Origin of the sequence: Amycolatopsis sp. NPDC051106, assembly GCF_040682775.1 — a bacterium.
GTDB lineage: Bacteria > Actinomycetota > Actinomycetes > Mycobacteriales > Pseudonocardiaceae > Amycolatopsis.
In genome coordinates this window covers 162,047-179,240 of record NZ_JBFBBQ010000006.1, presented here as the reverse complement: position 1 = coordinate 179,240, position 17,194 = coordinate 162,047, and the positions used below count along the sequence as shown (strand labels likewise).

16 protein-coding genes are annotated in these 17,194 nt (G+C 73.7%); 8 read left to right on the top strand and 8 right to left on the bottom strand.

All coding sequences use genetic code 11. The features are described from left to right. Positions 1 to 12 precede the first annotated feature (12 nt). On the bottom strand, positions 13 to 1,446 hold the full coding sequence (locus AB0M83_RS07585; protein WP_364513969.1) for an amidase: 1,434 nt from the start codon (positions 1,444 to 1,446) through the stop codon (positions 13 to 15). A gap of 179 nt (positions 1,447 to 1,625) precedes the next feature. Beyond that, positions 1,626 to 2,336: a TetR/AcrR family transcriptional regulator gene (locus AB0M83_RS07580; protein WP_364513966.1), complete on the bottom strand. Its 711-nt coding sequence runs from the start codon at positions 2,334 to 2,336 to the stop codon at positions 1,626 to 1,628. An 82-nt stretch (positions 2,337 to 2,418) separates the two neighbouring features. Here AB0M83_RS07580 and AB0M83_RS07575 point away from each other — a divergent pair, with 82 nt between their 5' ends. Continuing rightward, entirely contained in the window at positions 2,419 to 3,537 is a 1,119-nt protein-coding gene (locus AB0M83_RS07575; protein WP_364513963.1) for an NAD(P)/FAD-dependent oxidoreductase, read from the top strand. Here the strand turns inward: AB0M83_RS07575 and AB0M83_RS07570 are convergent. Beyond that, positions 3,508 to 4,290, bottom strand: a complete 783-nt coding sequence (locus AB0M83_RS07570) for a helix-turn-helix transcriptional regulator (protein ID WP_364513960.1) — start codon at positions 4,288 to 4,290, stop codon at positions 3,508 to 3,510. The genes AB0M83_RS07575 and AB0M83_RS07570 overlap by 30 nt on opposite strands. Positions 4,291 to 4,401: 111 nt before the next feature. Between AB0M83_RS07570 and AB0M83_RS07565 the strand changes: the two genes are divergently transcribed. The 5 genes from AB0M83_RS07565 (at position 4,402) to AB0M83_RS07545 (ending at position 12,135) form a co-directional block, all read left to right on the top strand. Beyond that, the gene (locus AB0M83_RS07565) at positions 4,402 to 5,331 is read left to right on the top strand and encodes an NADP-dependent oxidoreductase (protein ID WP_364513957.1); all 930 of its coding nucleotides are present in this window, start codon (positions 4,402 to 4,404) and stop codon (positions 5,329 to 5,331) included. Positions 5,332 to 5,443: 112 nt separating this feature from the next. Further along, positions 5,444 to 8,329, top strand: a complete 2,886-nt coding sequence (locus tag AB0M83_RS07560; RefSeq protein ID WP_364513954.1) for an AAA family ATPase — start codon at positions 5,444 to 5,446, stop codon at positions 8,327 to 8,329. A 65-nt stretch (positions 8,330 to 8,394) separates the two neighbouring features. Next, positions 8,395 to 10,860, top strand: coding sequence for a PEP/pyruvate-binding domain-containing protein (locus AB0M83_RS07555; protein ID WP_364513951.1), 2,466 nt, complete (start codon positions 8,395 to 8,397; stop codon positions 10,858 to 10,860). 30 nt (positions 10,861 to 10,890) lie between these two features. Then, the gene (locus tag AB0M83_RS07550; protein WP_364513948.1) at positions 10,891 to 11,235 is read left to right on the top strand and encodes a hypothetical protein; all 345 of its coding nucleotides are present in this window, start codon (positions 10,891 to 10,893) and stop codon (positions 11,233 to 11,235) included. A gap of 18 nt (positions 11,236 to 11,253) precedes the next feature. Then, positions 11,254 to 12,135 carry an aminoglycoside phosphotransferase family protein gene (locus tag AB0M83_RS07545; RefSeq protein ID WP_364513945.1) on the top strand — a complete coding sequence of 294 codons (882 nt, stop codon included), beginning with the start codon at positions 11,254 to 11,256 and terminating at the stop codon, positions 12,133 to 12,135. 15 nt (positions 12,136 to 12,150) lie between these two features. Here AB0M83_RS07545 and AB0M83_RS07540 read toward each other — a convergent pair whose 3' ends face one another. From AB0M83_RS07540 to AB0M83_RS07525, 4 genes are all read right to left on the bottom strand, one after another. Continuing rightward, positions 12,151 to 12,747 carry a hypothetical protein gene (locus tag AB0M83_RS07540; RefSeq protein ID WP_364513942.1) on the bottom strand — a complete coding sequence of 199 codons (597 nt, stop codon included), beginning with the start codon at positions 12,745 to 12,747 and terminating at the stop codon, positions 12,151 to 12,153. 233 nt (positions 12,748 to 12,980) lie between these two features. Then, positions 12,981 to 13,280, bottom strand: coding sequence for a muconolactone Delta-isomerase family protein (locus tag AB0M83_RS07535; RefSeq protein ID WP_364513939.1), 300 nt, complete (start codon positions 13,278 to 13,280; stop codon positions 12,981 to 12,983). A 13-nt stretch (positions 13,281 to 13,293) separates the two neighbouring features. Further along, positions 13,294 to 13,641, bottom strand: coding sequence for an SgcJ/EcaC family oxidoreductase (locus AB0M83_RS07530; protein ID WP_364513936.1), 348 nt, complete (start codon positions 13,639 to 13,641; stop codon positions 13,294 to 13,296). Between the two features lie 4 nt (positions 13,642 to 13,645). Further along, a complete protein-coding gene (locus AB0M83_RS07525; RefSeq protein ID WP_364513933.1) occupies positions 13,646 to 14,353 on the bottom strand; it encodes an SDR family oxidoreductase in 708 nt (235 codons plus the stop codon). A gap of 119 nt (positions 14,354 to 14,472) precedes the next feature. Here AB0M83_RS07525 and AB0M83_RS07520 point away from each other — a divergent pair, with 119 nt between their 5' ends. Next, positions 14,473 to 15,423: a LysR family transcriptional regulator gene (locus AB0M83_RS07520; RefSeq protein WP_364513930.1), complete on the top strand. Its 951-nt coding sequence runs from the start codon at positions 14,473 to 14,475 to the stop codon at positions 15,421 to 15,423. On the opposite strand, the gene AB0M83_RS07515 is transcribed toward AB0M83_RS07520, so the two are convergent. Beyond that, complete coding sequence (locus AB0M83_RS07515) at positions 15,374 to 16,162, bottom strand: SDR family NAD(P)-dependent oxidoreductase (RefSeq protein WP_364513927.1); 789 nt, start codon at positions 16,160 to 16,162, stop codon at positions 15,374 to 15,376. The two genes, AB0M83_RS07520 and AB0M83_RS07515, sit on opposite strands and share 50 nt — an antisense overlap. A gap of 87 nt (positions 16,163 to 16,249) precedes the next feature. Here AB0M83_RS07515 and AB0M83_RS07510 point away from each other — a divergent pair, with 87 nt between their 5' ends. Next, entirely contained in the window at positions 16,250 to 17,152 is a 903-nt protein-coding gene (locus AB0M83_RS07510) for a LysR substrate-binding domain-containing protein (RefSeq protein WP_364513924.1), read from the top strand. The last annotated feature ends 42 nt before the right edge of the window (positions 17,153 to 17,194 follow it).

Below are 17,194 nucleotides of genomic sequence, written 5' to 3'. Positions count from 1 at the left end.
GGCCAGACGGGCCTACTTCGGTGCCTGGAAGCTGCCGATTTTCTGCTCCAGCAGTTCGGCCAGCCTGAGCGGCGTGCGGTCCTCGAACGCCGGGCCGATCAGCTGCACTCCGACCGGCAGGCCCTCGGGAGACCGGCCCGCGGGTGCCGCCGTGGCGGGCAGGCCGGGCATGGTGGCCAACCCCGCCCAGACGAGCTGGTCGAAGTACGGGTACTCGGTGCCATCTATGTCGATGTGCCGTTCCAGGGGGTTCGGGTGGTGGTCGTGCGGGAAGGCGGGCGTCGGCGTGATCGGGCACACCACCGCGTCGAACTCGGCGAACAGCCGCCGCCAGCCTTGGCGGTGGCGCTCGCGGTGGCTGTTCGCCTCCAGCCAGTCGCGGTGGCTGAACTGCAGCGCGCGCAGCCGTACGGCGTCGAGGCTCCGGTCGTCCGCGCGGATCCGCAGCTCGGACGCATCGAGGGGAAACCGCGCTACCGAGCCCGAAATCAGCAACTGCATGTAGAGCGTCGCCGTCTCGGTCAGGTCCGGCAGCAGCGGACTGTGCCGTTCGACGCGGGCGCCGCCGTCGGCGAGCGCGGCCGCCACCCGGTCCACGCCCGCCCGCACGGCGGACCCGGTCGGCAGGAGCGGATGCTCGTCGAGGACCAGGACCCGGAAGTCGCGGAGCCGCTCGTGGCGCGCGGGCGGCAGTGCCAGCCGGTGCGCCACGCCGAACGTCAGCGGGTCCGGTCCGGCCATGACGTCGAGCAGCAGCGTGAGATCGCGGGCGGTGCGCGCCATCGGCCCGACCACGGCCAGGTCCAGCTCGACCGGCAACGCCGGCTCGGACGGCGCGACCATGCCGCGGCTCGCCGCCAGCCCGAGCGTCGGCTTGTGCGCGTAGACGCCGCAGAAATGCGCCGGCGTGCGCAGCGAACCCGCGATGTCGGAACCGATGGACAGCGCGCCGAACCCGGACGCCAGGGCCGCCGCCGACCCGCCCGAGGACCCGCCCGACGTGCGAGCGGGATCCCACGGGTTGGTGGTGGTGCCGTAGATCTCGTTGAAACTCTGGATGTCCTGCAGCCCCAATGGCACATTCGTCTTGCCGAGCACCACCGCGCCCGCGGCCTTGAGCCGCGACACCTGGACCGCGTCCTCCGCCGGCCTGAAGTCCCGGTGCGCCGGCATGCCCCACGTCGTGGGCAGCCCGGCGACGTCGTAGGACTCCTTGACCGTCACCGGAACGCCGAGCAGCGGCCGGTCCTCACCACGGGCGCGTGCTTGGTCGGCATTCTGTGCGGCGGCCCGCGCACGGTCGAAGTCCGGCACGCAGATCGCGTTGACCACGTCGTCGTCGCGTTCGATCCGGGCGATCGCCTCGTCGGTCAGTTCACCGGATGTCACCTCACCGGCGCGTAATGCGGCGACGAGTTCTTCGGCTGATTGAAAGCTCCATTCCATGAATCGGAAGCTATCCACCCCCTGCGGGAGCCATAAAATTCCCTTTCGCGCAACGAGGAAACCGAATGAGCGGTGAGCTTCCGCCCTCGACGACGACCGCCGCAGGTCACAGCCCGACAGCGGGCCAACTCCGCCCGCACAGGCCATGAAGCGCCGCATCCCGCAACGGGATGGATGTCTCAATTCTCGAGGCTGTCCATGATCAGGCCGAGGGCGAACTCGAACCGGTCGTGTCCGGTGCCGGACGTCAACTCGGCGGCATAGCGCCGGGTCTGCGGGAACTCGTCAGCAGGCAGCGCGGAGAAACGGCGGAGCAGCTCGTCTCGGCTGACGACCCATTCCTGATCGGGCTGTTTCCGCCGCTGCTGGACCAGCGACTGTTCCAGCGCGTAGGCACTGACGTAAAGGGACAGGGCGTCGAGGGCCCAGGCGGCGGTCCGCGGTTCGATTCCCCCGGCGAGCAGGATCGCCAAAAGTCCTTCACGCACCCGCAGCGCGTCGAGGTTGGCGGGAACCGTCCCCAGCGCCGCACGGGAGACTCCGGGATACCTCAGGTACTGGTCCCGGATCTGCGTGTAGACGTCGAGGATCTGCTTGCGCCACCTGGTCTCGTCCGGTTCGGGCAGCACGATCTCGGAGCAGAGCCGGCCGACCAGGAGATCGTCGATGTCCTCCTTGTTGAGGATGTGCGCGTACAGCGACGACGGCCCGGCGCCGAGCACCGCGGCGATCCGGCGGATGGTCAACGCCTCGTAGCCCTCGGTGGCCACCACCTGAAGCGCGGCGTCGGTGATCCGGTCGACGGTGATGGGTTGCTTGCGCGGGGGCGACGACTCGCCGGCGTGACGGGCTGCTCGGCGCTGTCGGGGATCGGAAGGCACGCCGGTCACTATAGCTTGACACGAACTAAGTTCGTCCCGTAGAACTTAGTTCGTCACGACCGAACTAAGTTCGAAAGCCTGGAGGTACGCGGTGCGAGTCTCGATCGCCGGAGCCGGCCTGGGAGGTCTGTGCCTGGCCCAGGGCCTGCGTGGCGCCGGGATCGAGGCCGACGTGTACGAGCGGGACCCGGCGATCACCGCGCGGTTCCAGGGCTACCGGCTCGTCCTGAACCCGGCGGGGTTCGCGGCACTGCGCGCCTGTCTGCCCTCGCGCTGGCACCCGCTGCTGGACGCGATCGTCGACGACACCTCCGTCGAGCGGCTGGTCCTGGATCCACAGCTCACCCGGATCGGCGAGCTCGGCCCGGCCAGGAGCGGGCTCGTGGTCGACCGGCACGTGCTCCGGCACCTGCTGCTGACCGGCCTGAACGTGCACACCGGCGCCGCGCTGACCGGCTACGACGTGCTGGACGACGGCCAGGTCGAAGCCCGGTTCGCGCACCGCGGCCCGGCCACCGCCGATCTGCTCGTCGGGGCGGACGGGGTCGGCTCCGCGGTCCGCTCGGTGCTGTCGCCGCGGACCACCCCGGCCGACACCGGCGTCCGGTTCGTCATCGGCCGCACCCCGTTGACCGGGGAGTTCGCCGGGCTGTCCCCCGCGTACGGCGGGAAGATCGCCGGGGACGGGGTGAGCCTGCTGCTCGGGGCGATGCGGTTCCGCGTCCCGCCGAAGGAAGCGGCCGAGGAACTGGCCCCCGAAGTGACGCTCCCCGATGTCCGCGACTACGTGCGCTGGGCCATGATCCTCCCGCCCGACGGCTCGCCCGGCGCTTCGACCCCGCAGGAGGCCGCGCTGTCCCGGATGCGGGGCTGGCACCCCGACCTGCGGGCGCTCGTCGCCCAGGCCGACCCGGACAACAGCACCCTCCTGAGCATCCGCGTGGTCGAGCCCCGCGAGCGCTGGGCGCCGGGTCCGGTCACGCTCCTCGGCGACGCGATCCACGCCACCTCCCCGACCGGCGGCAACGGCGCGAACACAGCCCTGCGCGACGCCGATCTGCTGCGCCGCTGCCTGACCGAGGCCGCCGAGGGTCGTCAGGACCTGCTCGGCGCGGTCGGTGACTACGAGCGGCAGATGTTCGCCTACGGCGCCGAAGCCGTGCGCCACAGCCTCGACGCGCTACCCGCCTTGGTACCGGAATCCCCCTGACCGAGCGGCGCGGTAGCGGCCGGGTGTCTGGCCGACGAGGTCGGTGAACGCTTCGATGAAGCTGCTCGGGTTCGCCCAGCCCAGCCGGATCGCCGTGTCGGTGACCGAGGTGCCCCGGCCGAGCTCGAGCAGCGCCCGCTGCACGCGCAACAGCGTGCGCCACTGGTGAAAGCTCATCGACAGCTCGCTGCCGAACAGCCGGCTGAGGGTGCGTTCACTCGAACCGGTCCGGTGCCCCAGCTCCGCCAGCGTCGCCGGGCTGGCCGGGTCGGCGTGCAGCAGGTCGGTGACGGCCTTGAGGCGGCGGTCCCCCGGCTCCGGGAGGCGCAGCGGTTCCCGCGGGACGCGGGCGAGTTCCGAGATGACGACCTCGAGCAGCAGCCGCCCGCGGGGGCTGTCGGCCGGTTCGCTCATCTTCGCCAGGTACGCCTCGCGCATCAGCGGACTGGCCACGAACACCGAGGGCTCCGCCGGCAGCCGCTCCGCCAGCGCGGCCGGAACCCGGAGCAGCCGGACGTCGGTCTCGCCGTGGGAACGGCTGCTGTGCACGGAAAACGGCGGCACCCACGTGATGCGGTTCGCCGGCGCCACCCACGTGCCGGCATCGGTCGTGGTGACCAGCGCTCCGGAGGCGGCGTACCTGAGCTGACCGAAGTCGTGGAAGTGCGGGGCTATTCCTTCGCCGTGGGCCAAGGGCTCGCAGGCCGCCGAATCCTCGGTCGAGGACACCGGCTCGGAGACGAGTTCGATCACGATCTCCACCGTAGCCCGCGTTCACGAGTCCCCCCGGGCATGGCGGGTAACCGGCATTTCCTGGCGTGACACCGGTGGTACGGGTGCGGTTTCGCCTCCATCGTCGGAGTCATGCGAACCATCACCCAGCACACCGTCGGGGGCCCGGAGGTCCTGACCATCGTGGACGCGCCCACGCCCCGGGTCCTGCCGACCGAGGTCCTCGTCCGGGTCGAGGCCATCGGGCTGAACCCCCTGGAACCGCGCCTGCGCGCCGGCGAATTCCCGCTGCTCGGGCCGCCGCCGTTCATCCTCGGCTGGGACATCAGCGGCGTGGTCGAAGACGCGCCCCAGACGTGGCGGTTCCGGCCCGGCGACGAGGTGTTCGGGATGCCGCTGTTCCCGCGGGCGGCCAACGCGTACGCCGAGTTCGTGGCCGCGCCGGCCTTGCACCTGACGCGCAAGCCGGCGTCGCTCTCGCACGTCGAGGCGGCGGCGTTGCCGGTCGCCGGGCTGACGGCGTGGCAGGGCCTCGTCGACCTCGGCGGCGTGACCGAGGGCGACCGCGTCCTCGTCCACGGCGGTGGCGGTGGCGTCGGCCACCTCGCGATCCAGCTCGCGAAAGCGTTGGGCGCGCACGTGATCACGACCGCCGGCACGGACAAGCGGGAGTTCGTCGAGGGACTCGGCGCCGACGAGGTGATCGACTACACCGCGGCCGACTTCACCGAGGCGACCGGCGACATCGACGTCGTGCTCGACACGCTCGGCGGCGACACCGCCGGACGCTCGCTCGGCGTGCTCCGCCCCGGGGGTCACCTGGTGACGGCGGTCGCCGAGGAGGACACGGAACTCGCCGCCCGGTTCGAGGCGGCCGGCCGGCGCTTCAGCGGCATCGCCGTCGACCCCGATCCGGTCGCCCTGCGCGGACTCGCCGACCTCGTCGACCAGGGCAGGCTCCGGGTGCACGTCCAGGAGACCTTCCCGTTCGAACGCATCGCCGACGCCCACCGGCTGATCGAACGCGGGCACCTCCGGGGCAAGGTCGTCCTCACCGTCTGACGGTCGCGCGATCTTCGGCCAACCAGGGGAATCGCGGTGACGATCCACCGCATCGCCGGGCCGGTGTGTGATCGTGTTACCCGCCCGGAACTCCGAGCGGAGGCGAATCGCCGTGGCCGTCACCGTGCACGCGGACGTTCCGCTGGTCGGCCGGGATCGGGAACTGCGCCGGCTCGTCGAGTGCTTCGGCCGCGTCCGGACCGGCGGGGCCGCGGTGGCGGTCGTCGAGGGCGAGGCCGGGATCGGGAAGTCGCGGCTGGCCACGGCCGCGCTGCGGTGGGCGTGCGCGGACGGCTTCACCGGGCTGTGCGCCGGCGGGGCGCCGCTGCAGCGCGACCTGTCCTACGCCGTGGTGGTGGAAGCCCTGCGGCCGCTGGTGCACGGGCCCACGGCCGACGTCGCCGCGCTCGTCGACGGCTTGGGCGACCTGGCCCGGCTGTTCGACGGTCTTCCCGTTGCCCGCCCCGGTCCGCTCGGCGACGCGGGGCTGGAGCGCACCCGGCTGTTCGAGGCGGTGTGCGGCCTGGTGCGCCGGGCGAGCCGGCGGGGGCCGCTGGCCGTGCTGATCGACGACCTGCAGTGGGCCGACTCCGAATCCCTCGCCGTCTTCCACTACCTGGTCCGCGGGGTGGCCGACCGCCCGGTCCTGTTCGTCTTCGCCTGCCGCACCGGTGAGCCGCGGCGGGAGGTCCAGGAGCTGTTCACCGCGTTGCGGCGCGGCGACGTGCTGACCGAGATCGTCCTGCGGCCACTGGGCCAGGACGCGGTCGGCTCGCTGGTCCGGGCGCTGCTGGGTGACGAGCCTCCCGCCGCGCTGCTGCGAGCGCTGACCGGCCGGGCCGGCGGGGTCCCGCTGTTCGTCAAGGAACTCGTCGGCGCCCTGGTCGACAGCGGCGCGCTGGTGCGCTCCGGCGAGCGGTGGGTGCTCGGCGCCGGCGACCTCGCTCCCCTGCCCCGCGTGGTCGGCGATCTGCTGCGCGGGCGCATCGAAAGCCTGCCGGCCGCCGCCCGGCCGGTGCTCGACGTCCTGGCCGTGTTCGGCGGGCAGGTCACCCACGCGCTGCTGCGCGAGGTCGTCGCCGACGACGCCCTGCTGCCCGGCGGGATCGCCCGGCTGCGGGCCGCGCACCTGGCCGACGAGCAGGTGCTGGACGGCGCGGTGGTGTACCGGGTCGCGCACCCGTTGCTCAGCGAGGTGGCCTACGACCTGCTGCCCGCGGCCGCCCGCGGCGAGCGGCACGCGGCGGCCGCCCGTGCCGTGCTGCGCACCGCTCCCGGTTACCTGCGCGCACTGGCGTTCCACGTGCGTGCCGCCGGCGAGGCACTGGCGCCGGCGCAGGCCTTCGACATCCTGGATCGCGCGGCCCGCGAAGCGATCGCGGAGAACCGCGGTGACGAGGCGGCGGCGAACGCCCGCGCCGCCCTCACCGCGGCGACCCGCCTCGGCCGCACCGAGGTGCTCGGCGAACTGACGCGGCTGCTCGCCGGGGCCAGCCAGCTCGCCGGCCGGCCGGAGGACGCCCGGACCGCGTGGCTGGCCGCGGCCGACCTCGCCGGTGACGACGTCCGGACCCGGGCGCGGTGCCTGGCGAACGCCGCCATGGCGGAGTGGGAACGCGGTCACGTCGACGCCGCCGAGGCGCACCTGGCGCTGGCCGCCGACGCACTCGCCGGCGTGCCGCCCGGCCCCGAGCACCTGACCGTCACCGAGGCCCGCGTGCGGGCCGCCGGACGCCGTGGCGACACCGCCGCCGAGCGGCGGCTGATCGGCGAGCTGGATCGCCTCGTCGAGGTGACGGGGTCGAGGCGTGATCGGGTGAGCGCGGACGTCCACCGGGTCGCGTCGGCGTTCACCGGCGGCGATTTCCGGACCGGCCTGGCCGGGGTCGATGCCGTGGTGCGCAAGACCGACGAGCTGCGCGACCCGGTGCTGACGGAGCTGGCCACCCGGTCGGTCTTCATGCTCCTGCTCAACGGCGGTGACCTCGCGCTGGCCCGGGCCCACGCGACCAAGGCGCTGGCCGGGGCCCGCCGGGCCGGCGTGCCGACGCTCGAGGTCGTCCCCCTGCTGCTGCTCGGCTTCGCGGACCTGTTCGGCGGCCGCTGGGACGACGCGATGGCCCGCTCCTTCGACGTCGTGGAGCTGGCGCAGCGGGTCGGCATGGCCCGTGGCGCGGCGTTCGGGCTCGCGCTGCAGGGCATGCTGCTCACCCGCCGAGGCCGGTTCGACGACGCCGAAAGCCGGATCGCCGAGGCCCGGGCGGGCTACGGGCACTGGCCGGACGTCGACCGGCGGGTGGCCAGCGTCCTCGGCCAGGTGAGCGTGGAGGTCGTCTTCGGTCGCGACGGCGCGGCGGCCGCGCTGGGCCCGGCCGCCGCGCTGGTCGCGAGCCGGCCCGCGCTCCTGCCGGTCGCGCTGGCCACGCTCGGGCACGCCGCGCTGGACGCCGGAGACGTCGCGACCGCGCAAACGGCGGCGGACCGGCTCGAGGCGCTGGGCGACGAGGTGCGGTACCCGGCCGCGCTCGCCCGGTGGCTGCGGGGCCGGATCACCCGCGACCCGGCGTCGCTCGACGCGGCCGTCGACCGCTTCGCCGCCGCGGGAATGGTCTACGACGAGGTGCTCGCCCGGTTGGACCGTGTGGAGCTACAACCCGACCAGGCCGGATCCGCCGCCGACCTCACGCGGTGCGTCGAGGTGCTCGACGGGCTGCGCGCGCGGCCGCAGGCGGACCGGGCGAGGCAGCTGCTGCGCCGGCTGGGGCGGCCCCCGGTGTCCCGGCCCGCCCGGGCCAGGCCGAGTGAGCTGAGCGAACGCGAAGAACAGGTCGCCCGGCTCGTCGCGCAGGGCCTGTCCAACGCGGAGGTCGCCGGCCGGCTGTTCATCAGCAAGCGGACGGTCACCACCCACCTGCAGAACATCTACGGCCGGCTCGGCCTCGGCTCCCGCACGGCGCTCACCCGCTACGTACTCGAGCGGCTGCCCGGAAATACGTAGTCCGGCCGATGTCGCGCTACCGGCGTGGTCGGCGACGGTGGGTCACCCGATTCGAGGAGCCCCCGATGACGACGTCCCAGGCCGTTCTGCTCCCCCTGCCGCAGGCCACCGACCGCCGCGTCGCCGGCACCAAGGCCGCCACGCTCGCGGCGCTGGCGGCGCACGGAATGCCGGTGCCCCCGGGCGTGGTGATTCCGGCCGGGGTGTTCGCGCGGTCGGTGGCCGCGGCGCGCGAGCCGCCGGCCGCCCGGCTCGCCCTGCCCGGCGACGTGCTCGCCGCGCTCGTCGAGGCGGTCCGGCCGTGGGGCGACGTCGCGCTCGCCGTCCGCTCCTCCGCCGTCGACGAAGACCTGGCCGGTGCTTCCTACGCGGGGCAGTACTGCACGGTGCTGTCCGTGCGGGGCACGGAAGCGCTGCGGGCGGCCGTGCTGCGCTGCTGGACGTCCGCTTTCGGCGACCGGGTCGTCGCCTACTCGAGGGGGGTGGGCGAAGGGCCGGCCATGGCGGTTCTGGTGCAGCCGATGGTGGCCGCGGCCGCCGCGGGAGTGGCGTTCACGGCGGATCCGGTCACCGGCGAACGGGACGTCGTCGTGCTCGACGCCGTCCCCGGCCTGGCCGACCGGATGGTCTCGGGCGAGGTGACGCCGGAGCGGTGGACGGTCCGCGGCGGCCGGGCCCACCGCGAGCGCGGGGCCGAAGCCGCGCTCGATCCCGGCTCGGCGCTCGCCGTCGCCGAACTCGCCCGCACGGCCGCGCGGTGGCGCGGCGCGCCCCAGGACGTCGAGTGGGCGGTCGCGGACGGCGAAGTGGTACTCCTGCAGTCGCGACCGGTGACCGCCCTGCCCGCCGCTCCGGCGCCGCTGCCGGTCGAAGTACCGCCCGGCTACTGGACCCGGGAGAGCAGCCACGCGCCGCTGCCGTGGACGAGGCTGACCCGCGCGGCCTACCAGCCGCGGATGCCGGCGGTCCGGGACGCGGTCGGCGAGCTGGGCCTGCTCATCGAGGGGGCGGACCTGCGCGACATCGGCGGCCTGGAGTACCTGCGGATCGTCCCGCTCGGTGGCCGGGAGCCGATCCGGTTGCCGGACTGGGCCGTGCCGCTCGCCTTCCGGCTGATACCGGTGCTGCGGCGGCGCGTGCGCGAGTGCGTCGCGGCGATCCGGGCCGACGTCCCGATGCGCCACGTCGACCGGTGGACCGGTGAGTGGCGCCCCCGCCTCGAGTCCTGCGTCGCCACCCTGCGGGACATCGACCTCGGCCTCCTCGACGACGACGCGCTCGCGCGGCACGCCGAGTCGACGCTGCGGCTGTTCGGCTGCGGCCTGTCGATCCACTTCCGGCTCCACCTGGCGCTGGCGATGGTGCTGCGCGAGCTCGCGCTCGCCTGTCGCGAGCTGCTCGGCTGGGACGACCGGGCGTGGCTGCGGCTGGTCGCCGGCACCTCGGTGCGCTCCACCGAGCCGGCCCGCGCCCTGGCGGAGCTGGCCGCCCACGTCGCCGCCGATCCCCGGCTGCGCCGGCTCGTCGAGGACCCGGCGGCGGACGTCCTCGCCGAAGATCCGGGCTTCGCCGCGCGGTTCGCCGATTACCTGCGCCGGTACTGCTGCCGCACGCTGAGCTACGAATTCGCCGAGCCCGCCGTCGACGAGCGGCCCGACCTGGTTCTCGCGCTGCTGCGCCACCAGCTGGCCGCCGGCTACGACCCGCGGGCGCGGGACGAGGAGCTGGCCGGGCGGCGGGCCGCGGCCGCCGCCGAAGCACGGGCCGCGCTCGCCGGCCGGGACGTCGCCGCCCGGGAGCGGTTCGAAACCGCCCTGACCCGCGCCCTCACGGCGTACCCGGTGCGCGAGGACAACGAGTTCCACACGATCAGCGGCCCGGGTGCGCTGGTGCGCCGCGCCGTCGTGGAGGTCGGCGACCGGCTGACGCGCCGCGGCCTGCTCCCCGAGCCCGCGGCCGCCTTCCACCTGTGCCCGACCGAGCTGCTGACGGCGTTGCGGCTCGGCGAAGACCGGCACGCGCCGGCCGCGCGCCGGGCCGGCGAGCGGATCCGGGCCATGGCCCACCCCGGTCCCGCGAGCTACGGCACCCCTCCCCCACCGCCGCCGTCGCCGGCCTCCCTGCCCCCGGAAGCGCGGTTCGCCAACGAGGCCTTCCTCTGGACCCTCGACCTGATCCTCGCCCCCGCGCCGGAGCCGGGCACCGACGAGGCGGTGGTGCGCGGGATCGCCGCGTCACCCGGCAGCTACACGGGCGTGGTCCGCGTGATCCACGACGAGACCGGGCTCGGCCGGCTGTGCGCCGGCGAAGTGCTGGTGTGCCCGATGACCTCGCCGGTCTGGTCGGTGGTGTTCCCGAGCGTCGGCGCGCTGGTCACCGACGCCGGCGGAACCCTGTCCCACCCGGCGATCATCGCGCGGGAGTACGCCGTGCCGGCCGTCGTGGCCACCGGCGACGCCACCACGCGGCTGCACGACGGCCAGGTCGTCACGGTGGACGGCACGCAAGGCCAGGTCCGGATCGTCCGGTGACCTGAGCGCCCGATCGGGAAGAAGGTAGTCATGGGACCGTTCCTGCAAGTCGGTGGTCGCTGGGAAATGGTGCAGCGCAACGGGTTCCGGGTCCTGGTGGACATCAGCCAGGACCAGGACCGGCTGAGCGCGTCCGCCTCGCACTCCGGCGGATCGGTGCAGAGCCTGACGGCGGTCGGTTCCGTTCGGGGACCGAACTTCGAAATCGTGATCACGTGGAACGACGGCACGAAGGGGAAGTACACCGGGGTCCTGTCGCACGGTCCTTTCACGCCGCCGCCCCTCGGTTTCCTCAAGGGGGACACCGTGGATCTCGACCACCCGGGCAGCAGGTCCACGTGGGAAAGCGAAGGACGCGTCTTCCAGGTGGCCTGAGCACGGCAGACTGCCGGGATGGACATCGAAGAAGCCGGCGCGCCGGTGGTGGATCGGTTCGGGCCCGGGACCGAGACGTGGCTCGCCGAGGTTCCCGCCCTCGCCGCGCGGCTCGCCTCCCGGTGGGGAGTCGTGCTCGGTGAGCTCTTCGCGAGCGGGGCCTCGTCTCTCGTCCTGCGCTGTCGCCGGCGAGACGGAACGCCGGCGGTGCTCAAGCTCAGCCCGGATCGCGCCCTGGTGAGCGCACAGGCTGAGATGCTGCGCGTGTTCGCGCCTTCGGGCCGGGTGCCGGCCCTGCTGGCCGTTGACGCCGAAGCCGGCGCGATGGTGCTGGAAGAGATCCGGCCCGGCACCGAAGCCGGGGACCTGCCCGCGGAGTCGTTGCCGCACCGGTGGGGAGAACTGCTCGCCGCGCTGCACGCCGTGCCGCCGCCCCCGCACTGGCCGCGGGACCTGCGCGGCCGGTGCGACGAGGCCTTCGCCCGGATCGGCCGACGGCTTTCCGAGCCGGTCGTCGGCGCGCGGATCGACCGCCGCACGTGGCAGCGGGCGATCCGGCGCTGCGAGGCGCTGCTGGACACCCAGGGCAGGATCGTGCTGCTGCACGGCGATCTGCACCTCGGCAACGCCCTCGACGGCGGTCCGTCACGGGGTCTGGTCGCGATCGATCCGAAGGCGTGCCTGGGTGATCCGTGCTTCGACGCCGTCGACTACGTGGTGTCCGGTGCCGGGCACGAGGAGGTCGCCACCCGATGTCACCGGGTGGCGACCGCGTGCGGGCTCGACGGGGACCGGTTGTACGCCTGGAGCCGGGTGATCGCACCGATGTTCGCCGTCGCGCACCTCAGGAACGGCGGTCCGGCGCCGGCGATCGACGCACTGCTCGCACTAACCCGGTAGTCCCCCGTGCACGGCTCAGAACTTGAGGTCGAAGTCCTGGACGTACCAAGCCCCTTCGTGCTTCTGCATCTTGAAGCTGAGACTGAACGAGCCCGTGTCCCCGGTCGCGCCGATCAGTTCGAGGCTGCGCAGCGTCCGGCCGTCGACCTTGACCGCCGTGTCCGGCACCGTCACCTCGTTCCCCTTCGCCGTCACCTCGCCGACCTCGACCTTCCCCTCCGGGGGCAGCTTGACGCCCGGCTTCGCCCAAGCCTCGTGCAGCGACTTGACGCTCGAGAGCGCCTTGGGGTTGGCGCACAGCGTTTCGGCGTCTTGGCCGTCGGGCAGCACCGGTGCGCCGGAAAGGCACGCCTCTTTGTACTGCTCTTGCAAGACCTGGGTCACCCAGCGCTCGAGAGCGGCCTCGGGGGTCCCGGCACCGGATGCGGACTGCGCCGGGGACGTCTGCGGGGAAGCGCTCGCCGGCGAAGCGGACGCGCTCGCCACCGGCGCCGCCGACCCGCTGACCCCGGCCGAGCCACACGCGGTCAAGCCCATGACCACCACCGGCAGCATCGGGACGAACCAGCTCGCCTTGGTTCGCCGGGCGTGCACCGTCGGGGCGATCGTCACGGAAATTCCTCCTGACTGAGCCGGATGTCCGGCTGCGGGCGTTCGTGGGCCCGGAGCATGGTGGGAGACGGCCGAAACGTCAACCGCCCCGCGCGAAGCTTGCCCTTTTCGCCACCGTCGCCGGCCGAACGTCCGGCCCCGGCCCTTCGCTCCGCGCGGTTCGCGAAAACCGCGCCACGACAGTCCTTTCGGGACGGCGATGGTAGCGCTCCGCGGAACACGGGCCGGCGCGGCTACGGCCGTCCCGTGCCCGGGTCGCTCGGGTGCGGCTTCAGCGGCGTCACCGTCACCTCCATCCACGCGTGCAGGGGCATCGACTCGAGCACCTGCCGCACCTCCGGTTCGTCGGCGGCGGCGAACAGCCCGATCGTGTGCCACTCGCCCGGCCCCTCCGGCGGCTTCCACAGCCGCCGGAGGTGGCCCTGCGCCGCCAGTTCCCCGCTCCGCGCCGCCTCGCGACGCCGCGTGTCCGCGACCGTCTCGGCACTCGTTCCCGGCGGGACGGTCGTCCTCATGTCGACGAGGAACTCCATGGTCCTGCTCCTTTCAGAGCCGCGAAACCTGGTAGTGGGCGATGAGCCAGGCATCGCCCACCCGGCGGACGATCACGCTGAGGTGCACCGAGATCGTCTCCCGGTCGGTGAACGCGAAGTCGACGCTCGCGTACCCGAGGAGCACGTCGTCGGCCAGCCGGCGGGTCTCCACGATCCGGTACTCCGCCGTCATGCCCCGCGGCTGGGAGTCGTAGTACGCGGCCACGCCGTCCCGGCCCACGCTGTACGGGTGCAGGCCCTGGAAGATCGCGTCTTCGGTGAACGACGCCGCAACGCGCTTCGGGTCGTGCGCGTCGACCGCGGACTTCCAGGCGTCCAGTACCCCGGTGAGGATGTCCATGACGTCAGTGTCCCGCGCTCTGGCCGCCGTCGACGTGCAGGATTTCGCCGGTGACGAACGGCGCGCCCTCCAGGTAGACGACCGCGTCGACGATGTCGCCCGGGTCGCCGATCCGCCCGACCGGGTGCAGGCCGGCGAGCGCTTCGTGCGTCGACTCCGGGTGCATCGGGGTGCGGATGATGCCCGGCGACACGGCGTTCACGCGGACGCCCCGCGTGGCGTACTCGATGGCCAGGGACTTCGTGACCGAGTTCAGGCCGCCCTTGGTGAGCGACGCCAGCGCCGACGGGACCGCGCTGTTCGCGTGGTCGGTCAGGCTGGTGGTGACGTTGACGACGTGCCCGCCGCCGACCTCCAGCATCGCGGCGATCGCGCGCTGGGTGACCTCGACGAAGCCGCGCAGGTTGACGCCGGTCACGAGGTCGAAGTCGGCCGCGGTGTACTCGGTGAACGGCTTCGCGATGAAGACGCCGGCGTTGTTGACCAGCGTGTCCACGCGGCCGAACGTCGCCAGGGCCTGGTCGATCACGCGGGCGCCGACCGCCGGGTCGGCGATGTCGCCCGCGACGGCCAGGATCCCGGCGTCGCCCGACGGGGTGATGGACCGCGAGTTCGCGACGACGGCGTAGCCGAGCTTGCGGTACGCCTCGACCACGGCCGCGCCGATGCCCTGCGAAGCTCCGGTGACGACCGCGACCTTCTGGATGCTCATGAAAACCTCCTGGTGAGTGGTGCTTCCTGAGCCGAGGATGTGCCGGGCGGACCCGCTTCGCCACGACCGGTTCGCTCTCACCTGGAAGGCCTGGACTCCCACCGCACTAAGCTGCCCGTATGGAGCTACGCCAGCTTCGGTACTTCGTGGCCGTCGCCACAGAACTGAACTTCGGCCGGGCCGCCGAGCGGCTGCGCATCGCCGGGCCTTCGCTGTCCCAGCAGATCAAGGCGCTCGAACGCGACCTCGGCGTCCGTCTCTTCGACCGCGACCGCCGCTCGGTCACGCTCACCGAATGCGGCGAATCGCTGCTGCCGCAGGTGGTCGCGCTGCTGGAGCAGGCCGACGAGCTCCGCCGCTCGGCCGCCGGGATCGGCGCGCGCGAGCCGGTGCGGCTGGGCTACGTCAACTGGCGCCCGGCCGATCTGCTCGACCGCGTCGCGGGCGTCGCGCACCTGCACGTCGACACGTGGGTGCTGCCGTCGCACGCCCAGCTCAAGCGGGTCGCCGACCGGAGCATCGACCTGGCGATCTGCTGGGCGCGGGCCGCCGACCTGGCCGGACACGGCCTCGAAGCCCGCCTGCTCGGCGCGGACCGGCTCCACGCGTTCGGCACCGGCGCCCGGACCGCCGAGGTGCGGGCGAAGGACGTCGTCGTGCTCGTCGACGCCGACACCGCCAGCTGGGCGTCGTGGAACGCCTACGCCGAGGAGTTCGCGGCGGCCACCGGCGCCGAAGTGGTGCACGTCGAGGAGGGCGGGTCGACGGGTCCGGCGTTCTTCGACCACGTCCGCCGGCTGCGGCGCCCGGTGCTCAACAACCCGAAGGGCCAGACCACGCCGGCCCCGCCGGACCTCGCGCGCCGGCCGGTGGTCGATCCGGCGCCGTTCTGGACGTGGTCGCTGGTGTCCCGGCGGGACGAGACGCGCGCGCCGGTCCTCGCGACCATCGCGGCGCTCACCCGGGACGTCGGCTCGCCGGACCTCGGGTGGCTGCCCGCCGACGACCCGCACGCGGCCCTCAGCCGAACGCCCGCACCGCCACGTCCTGCCAGTCGTTCCACGTCTTGAGCCGGTTCTCGTACTCCGCGGTGACCGCGGCCAGGGACTTGCCGAGGAACATCCGCCGGGGCGGGTCGGCGGCGTCGACGAGGTCGAGCACGGCCGCCCGGGTGGCGTACGGGTCGCCGACGTCCCAGTGGCCCTCGCCGGCGGCCGGGTAGTCCGGGTTCGGCGTGCTCCGGCGCGAGCCGACGTCGAGCCACTCGGTGGCGTAGGGGCCGGGCTCGAGGTTGGTGACGTGGATGCCGAACTCGGCGACTTCCCGCGCCAGGGACTCGGAAAGGCCTTCCAGCGCCCACTTGGACGCGTGGTAGGCGCCGATGCCCGGGAAGGCGATCACCCCGCCCTCGCTGGTGACCTGGATGATGTGCCCGCGACGCTGCGCCCGCAGGATCGGCAACGCGGCCTGCGTGACCCACAGCGCGCCGAAGAAGTTGGTCTCCAGCTGGGCGCGGACGTCGTCCTCGGTGAGTTCCTCGACGCGGCCGAAGTGGCCGTAGCCGGCGTTGTTCACGACGACGTCGAGGCCGCCGAAGTGGTCCGCGGCCCGGCGGACGGTGGCGAACGCGGCGGCGCGGTCGGTGACGTCGAGCTCGAGCGGGAGGACCGCGTCGCCGTGCTTTTCGACGAGGTCCTCGAGCTGCGCGGGGTTTCGCGCGGTCGCGGCGACCCGGTCACCGCGCTCGAGGGCGGCCTCGGTCCAGTGGCGGCCGAAGCCCTTCGAAGATCCTGTGATGAACCAAATCATGCTTCCATGCTGCGCTCGCGCGGGCATGCGCACCAGCGATGTCTTCGCACAGGAGCTGTGCGGATCGCTCATGGGTAGGCTGGCGGCATGGCGGAAGTGACGCTGGCCGGCCTGCGGGTGATCCGCGAGGTGGCGGCGACGGGGTCGTTCACCGCGGCGGCCGCGTCCCTCGGGTACACGCAGTCCGCCATCTCGCGGCAGGTGGCGATGATGGAAGCCGCCGCGGGCACGGCGTTGTTCGAGCGGCACGCCCGCGGGGTGCGGCCGAGCCCGGCCGGGGCGCTCCTGGCCCGGCACGCGACCACCGCGCTGGCCGTCCTCGACACCGCGGAGCAGGAACTGGCGGGGCTGCGCGACCGGCTGGCGGGGCGCCTGGCGATCGGCGCGTTCCCGGCCGCGGCGGCGGTCCTGGTCCCGCGCGCGCTGGCGGTGCTGCGCACCCGCCACCCCGGGCTGGCCGTCACGCTCGAGGAAGGAGCCACCCCGGCGCTGCTCGCCCGGCTCCGCGGCGGGCGCACCGAGGTCGTGGTGATCGGCGTCGGCGACGGGTTGCCCGGGTACGACCTCACGGGCCTGCACCAGGACGTCCTGACCGAGGACGATCTGCGCGTCGCCGTGCCGGCCGGGCACCGGCTCGCCCACCGGCGGCTCGTGGACGTCGCGGACCTGCGCGACGAGACGTGGATCGTCGGCCGCGGCGGGCGCGGAGAGCCGCAGTTCGGCGCGTGGCCGACCCTGGCCGAGCCCCGTGTCGGCCACGCGGTCCGCGGCTGGACGACCCGCCTGGGCATGGTGGCGGCCGGCCTCGGCATCGCGCTGCTGCCGGGCGTGGCGGCGGCGTCGGTCCCGGCGGGGGTCGCGGTCGTCTCCGTCGAGGACCCGGCCTGGCGCGGCCGGGCCGCGGTCGCCGTCACCCGGCACGGTCGCTCGGCCGGCGCCACCGCGGTGGTCGACGCCCTCCGCGAGCAGGCGGCCGAACTGCGCGGCTGATCGGGGGAAGAAACCTGCCCACCCGGGACCGGCCGGCCCGAG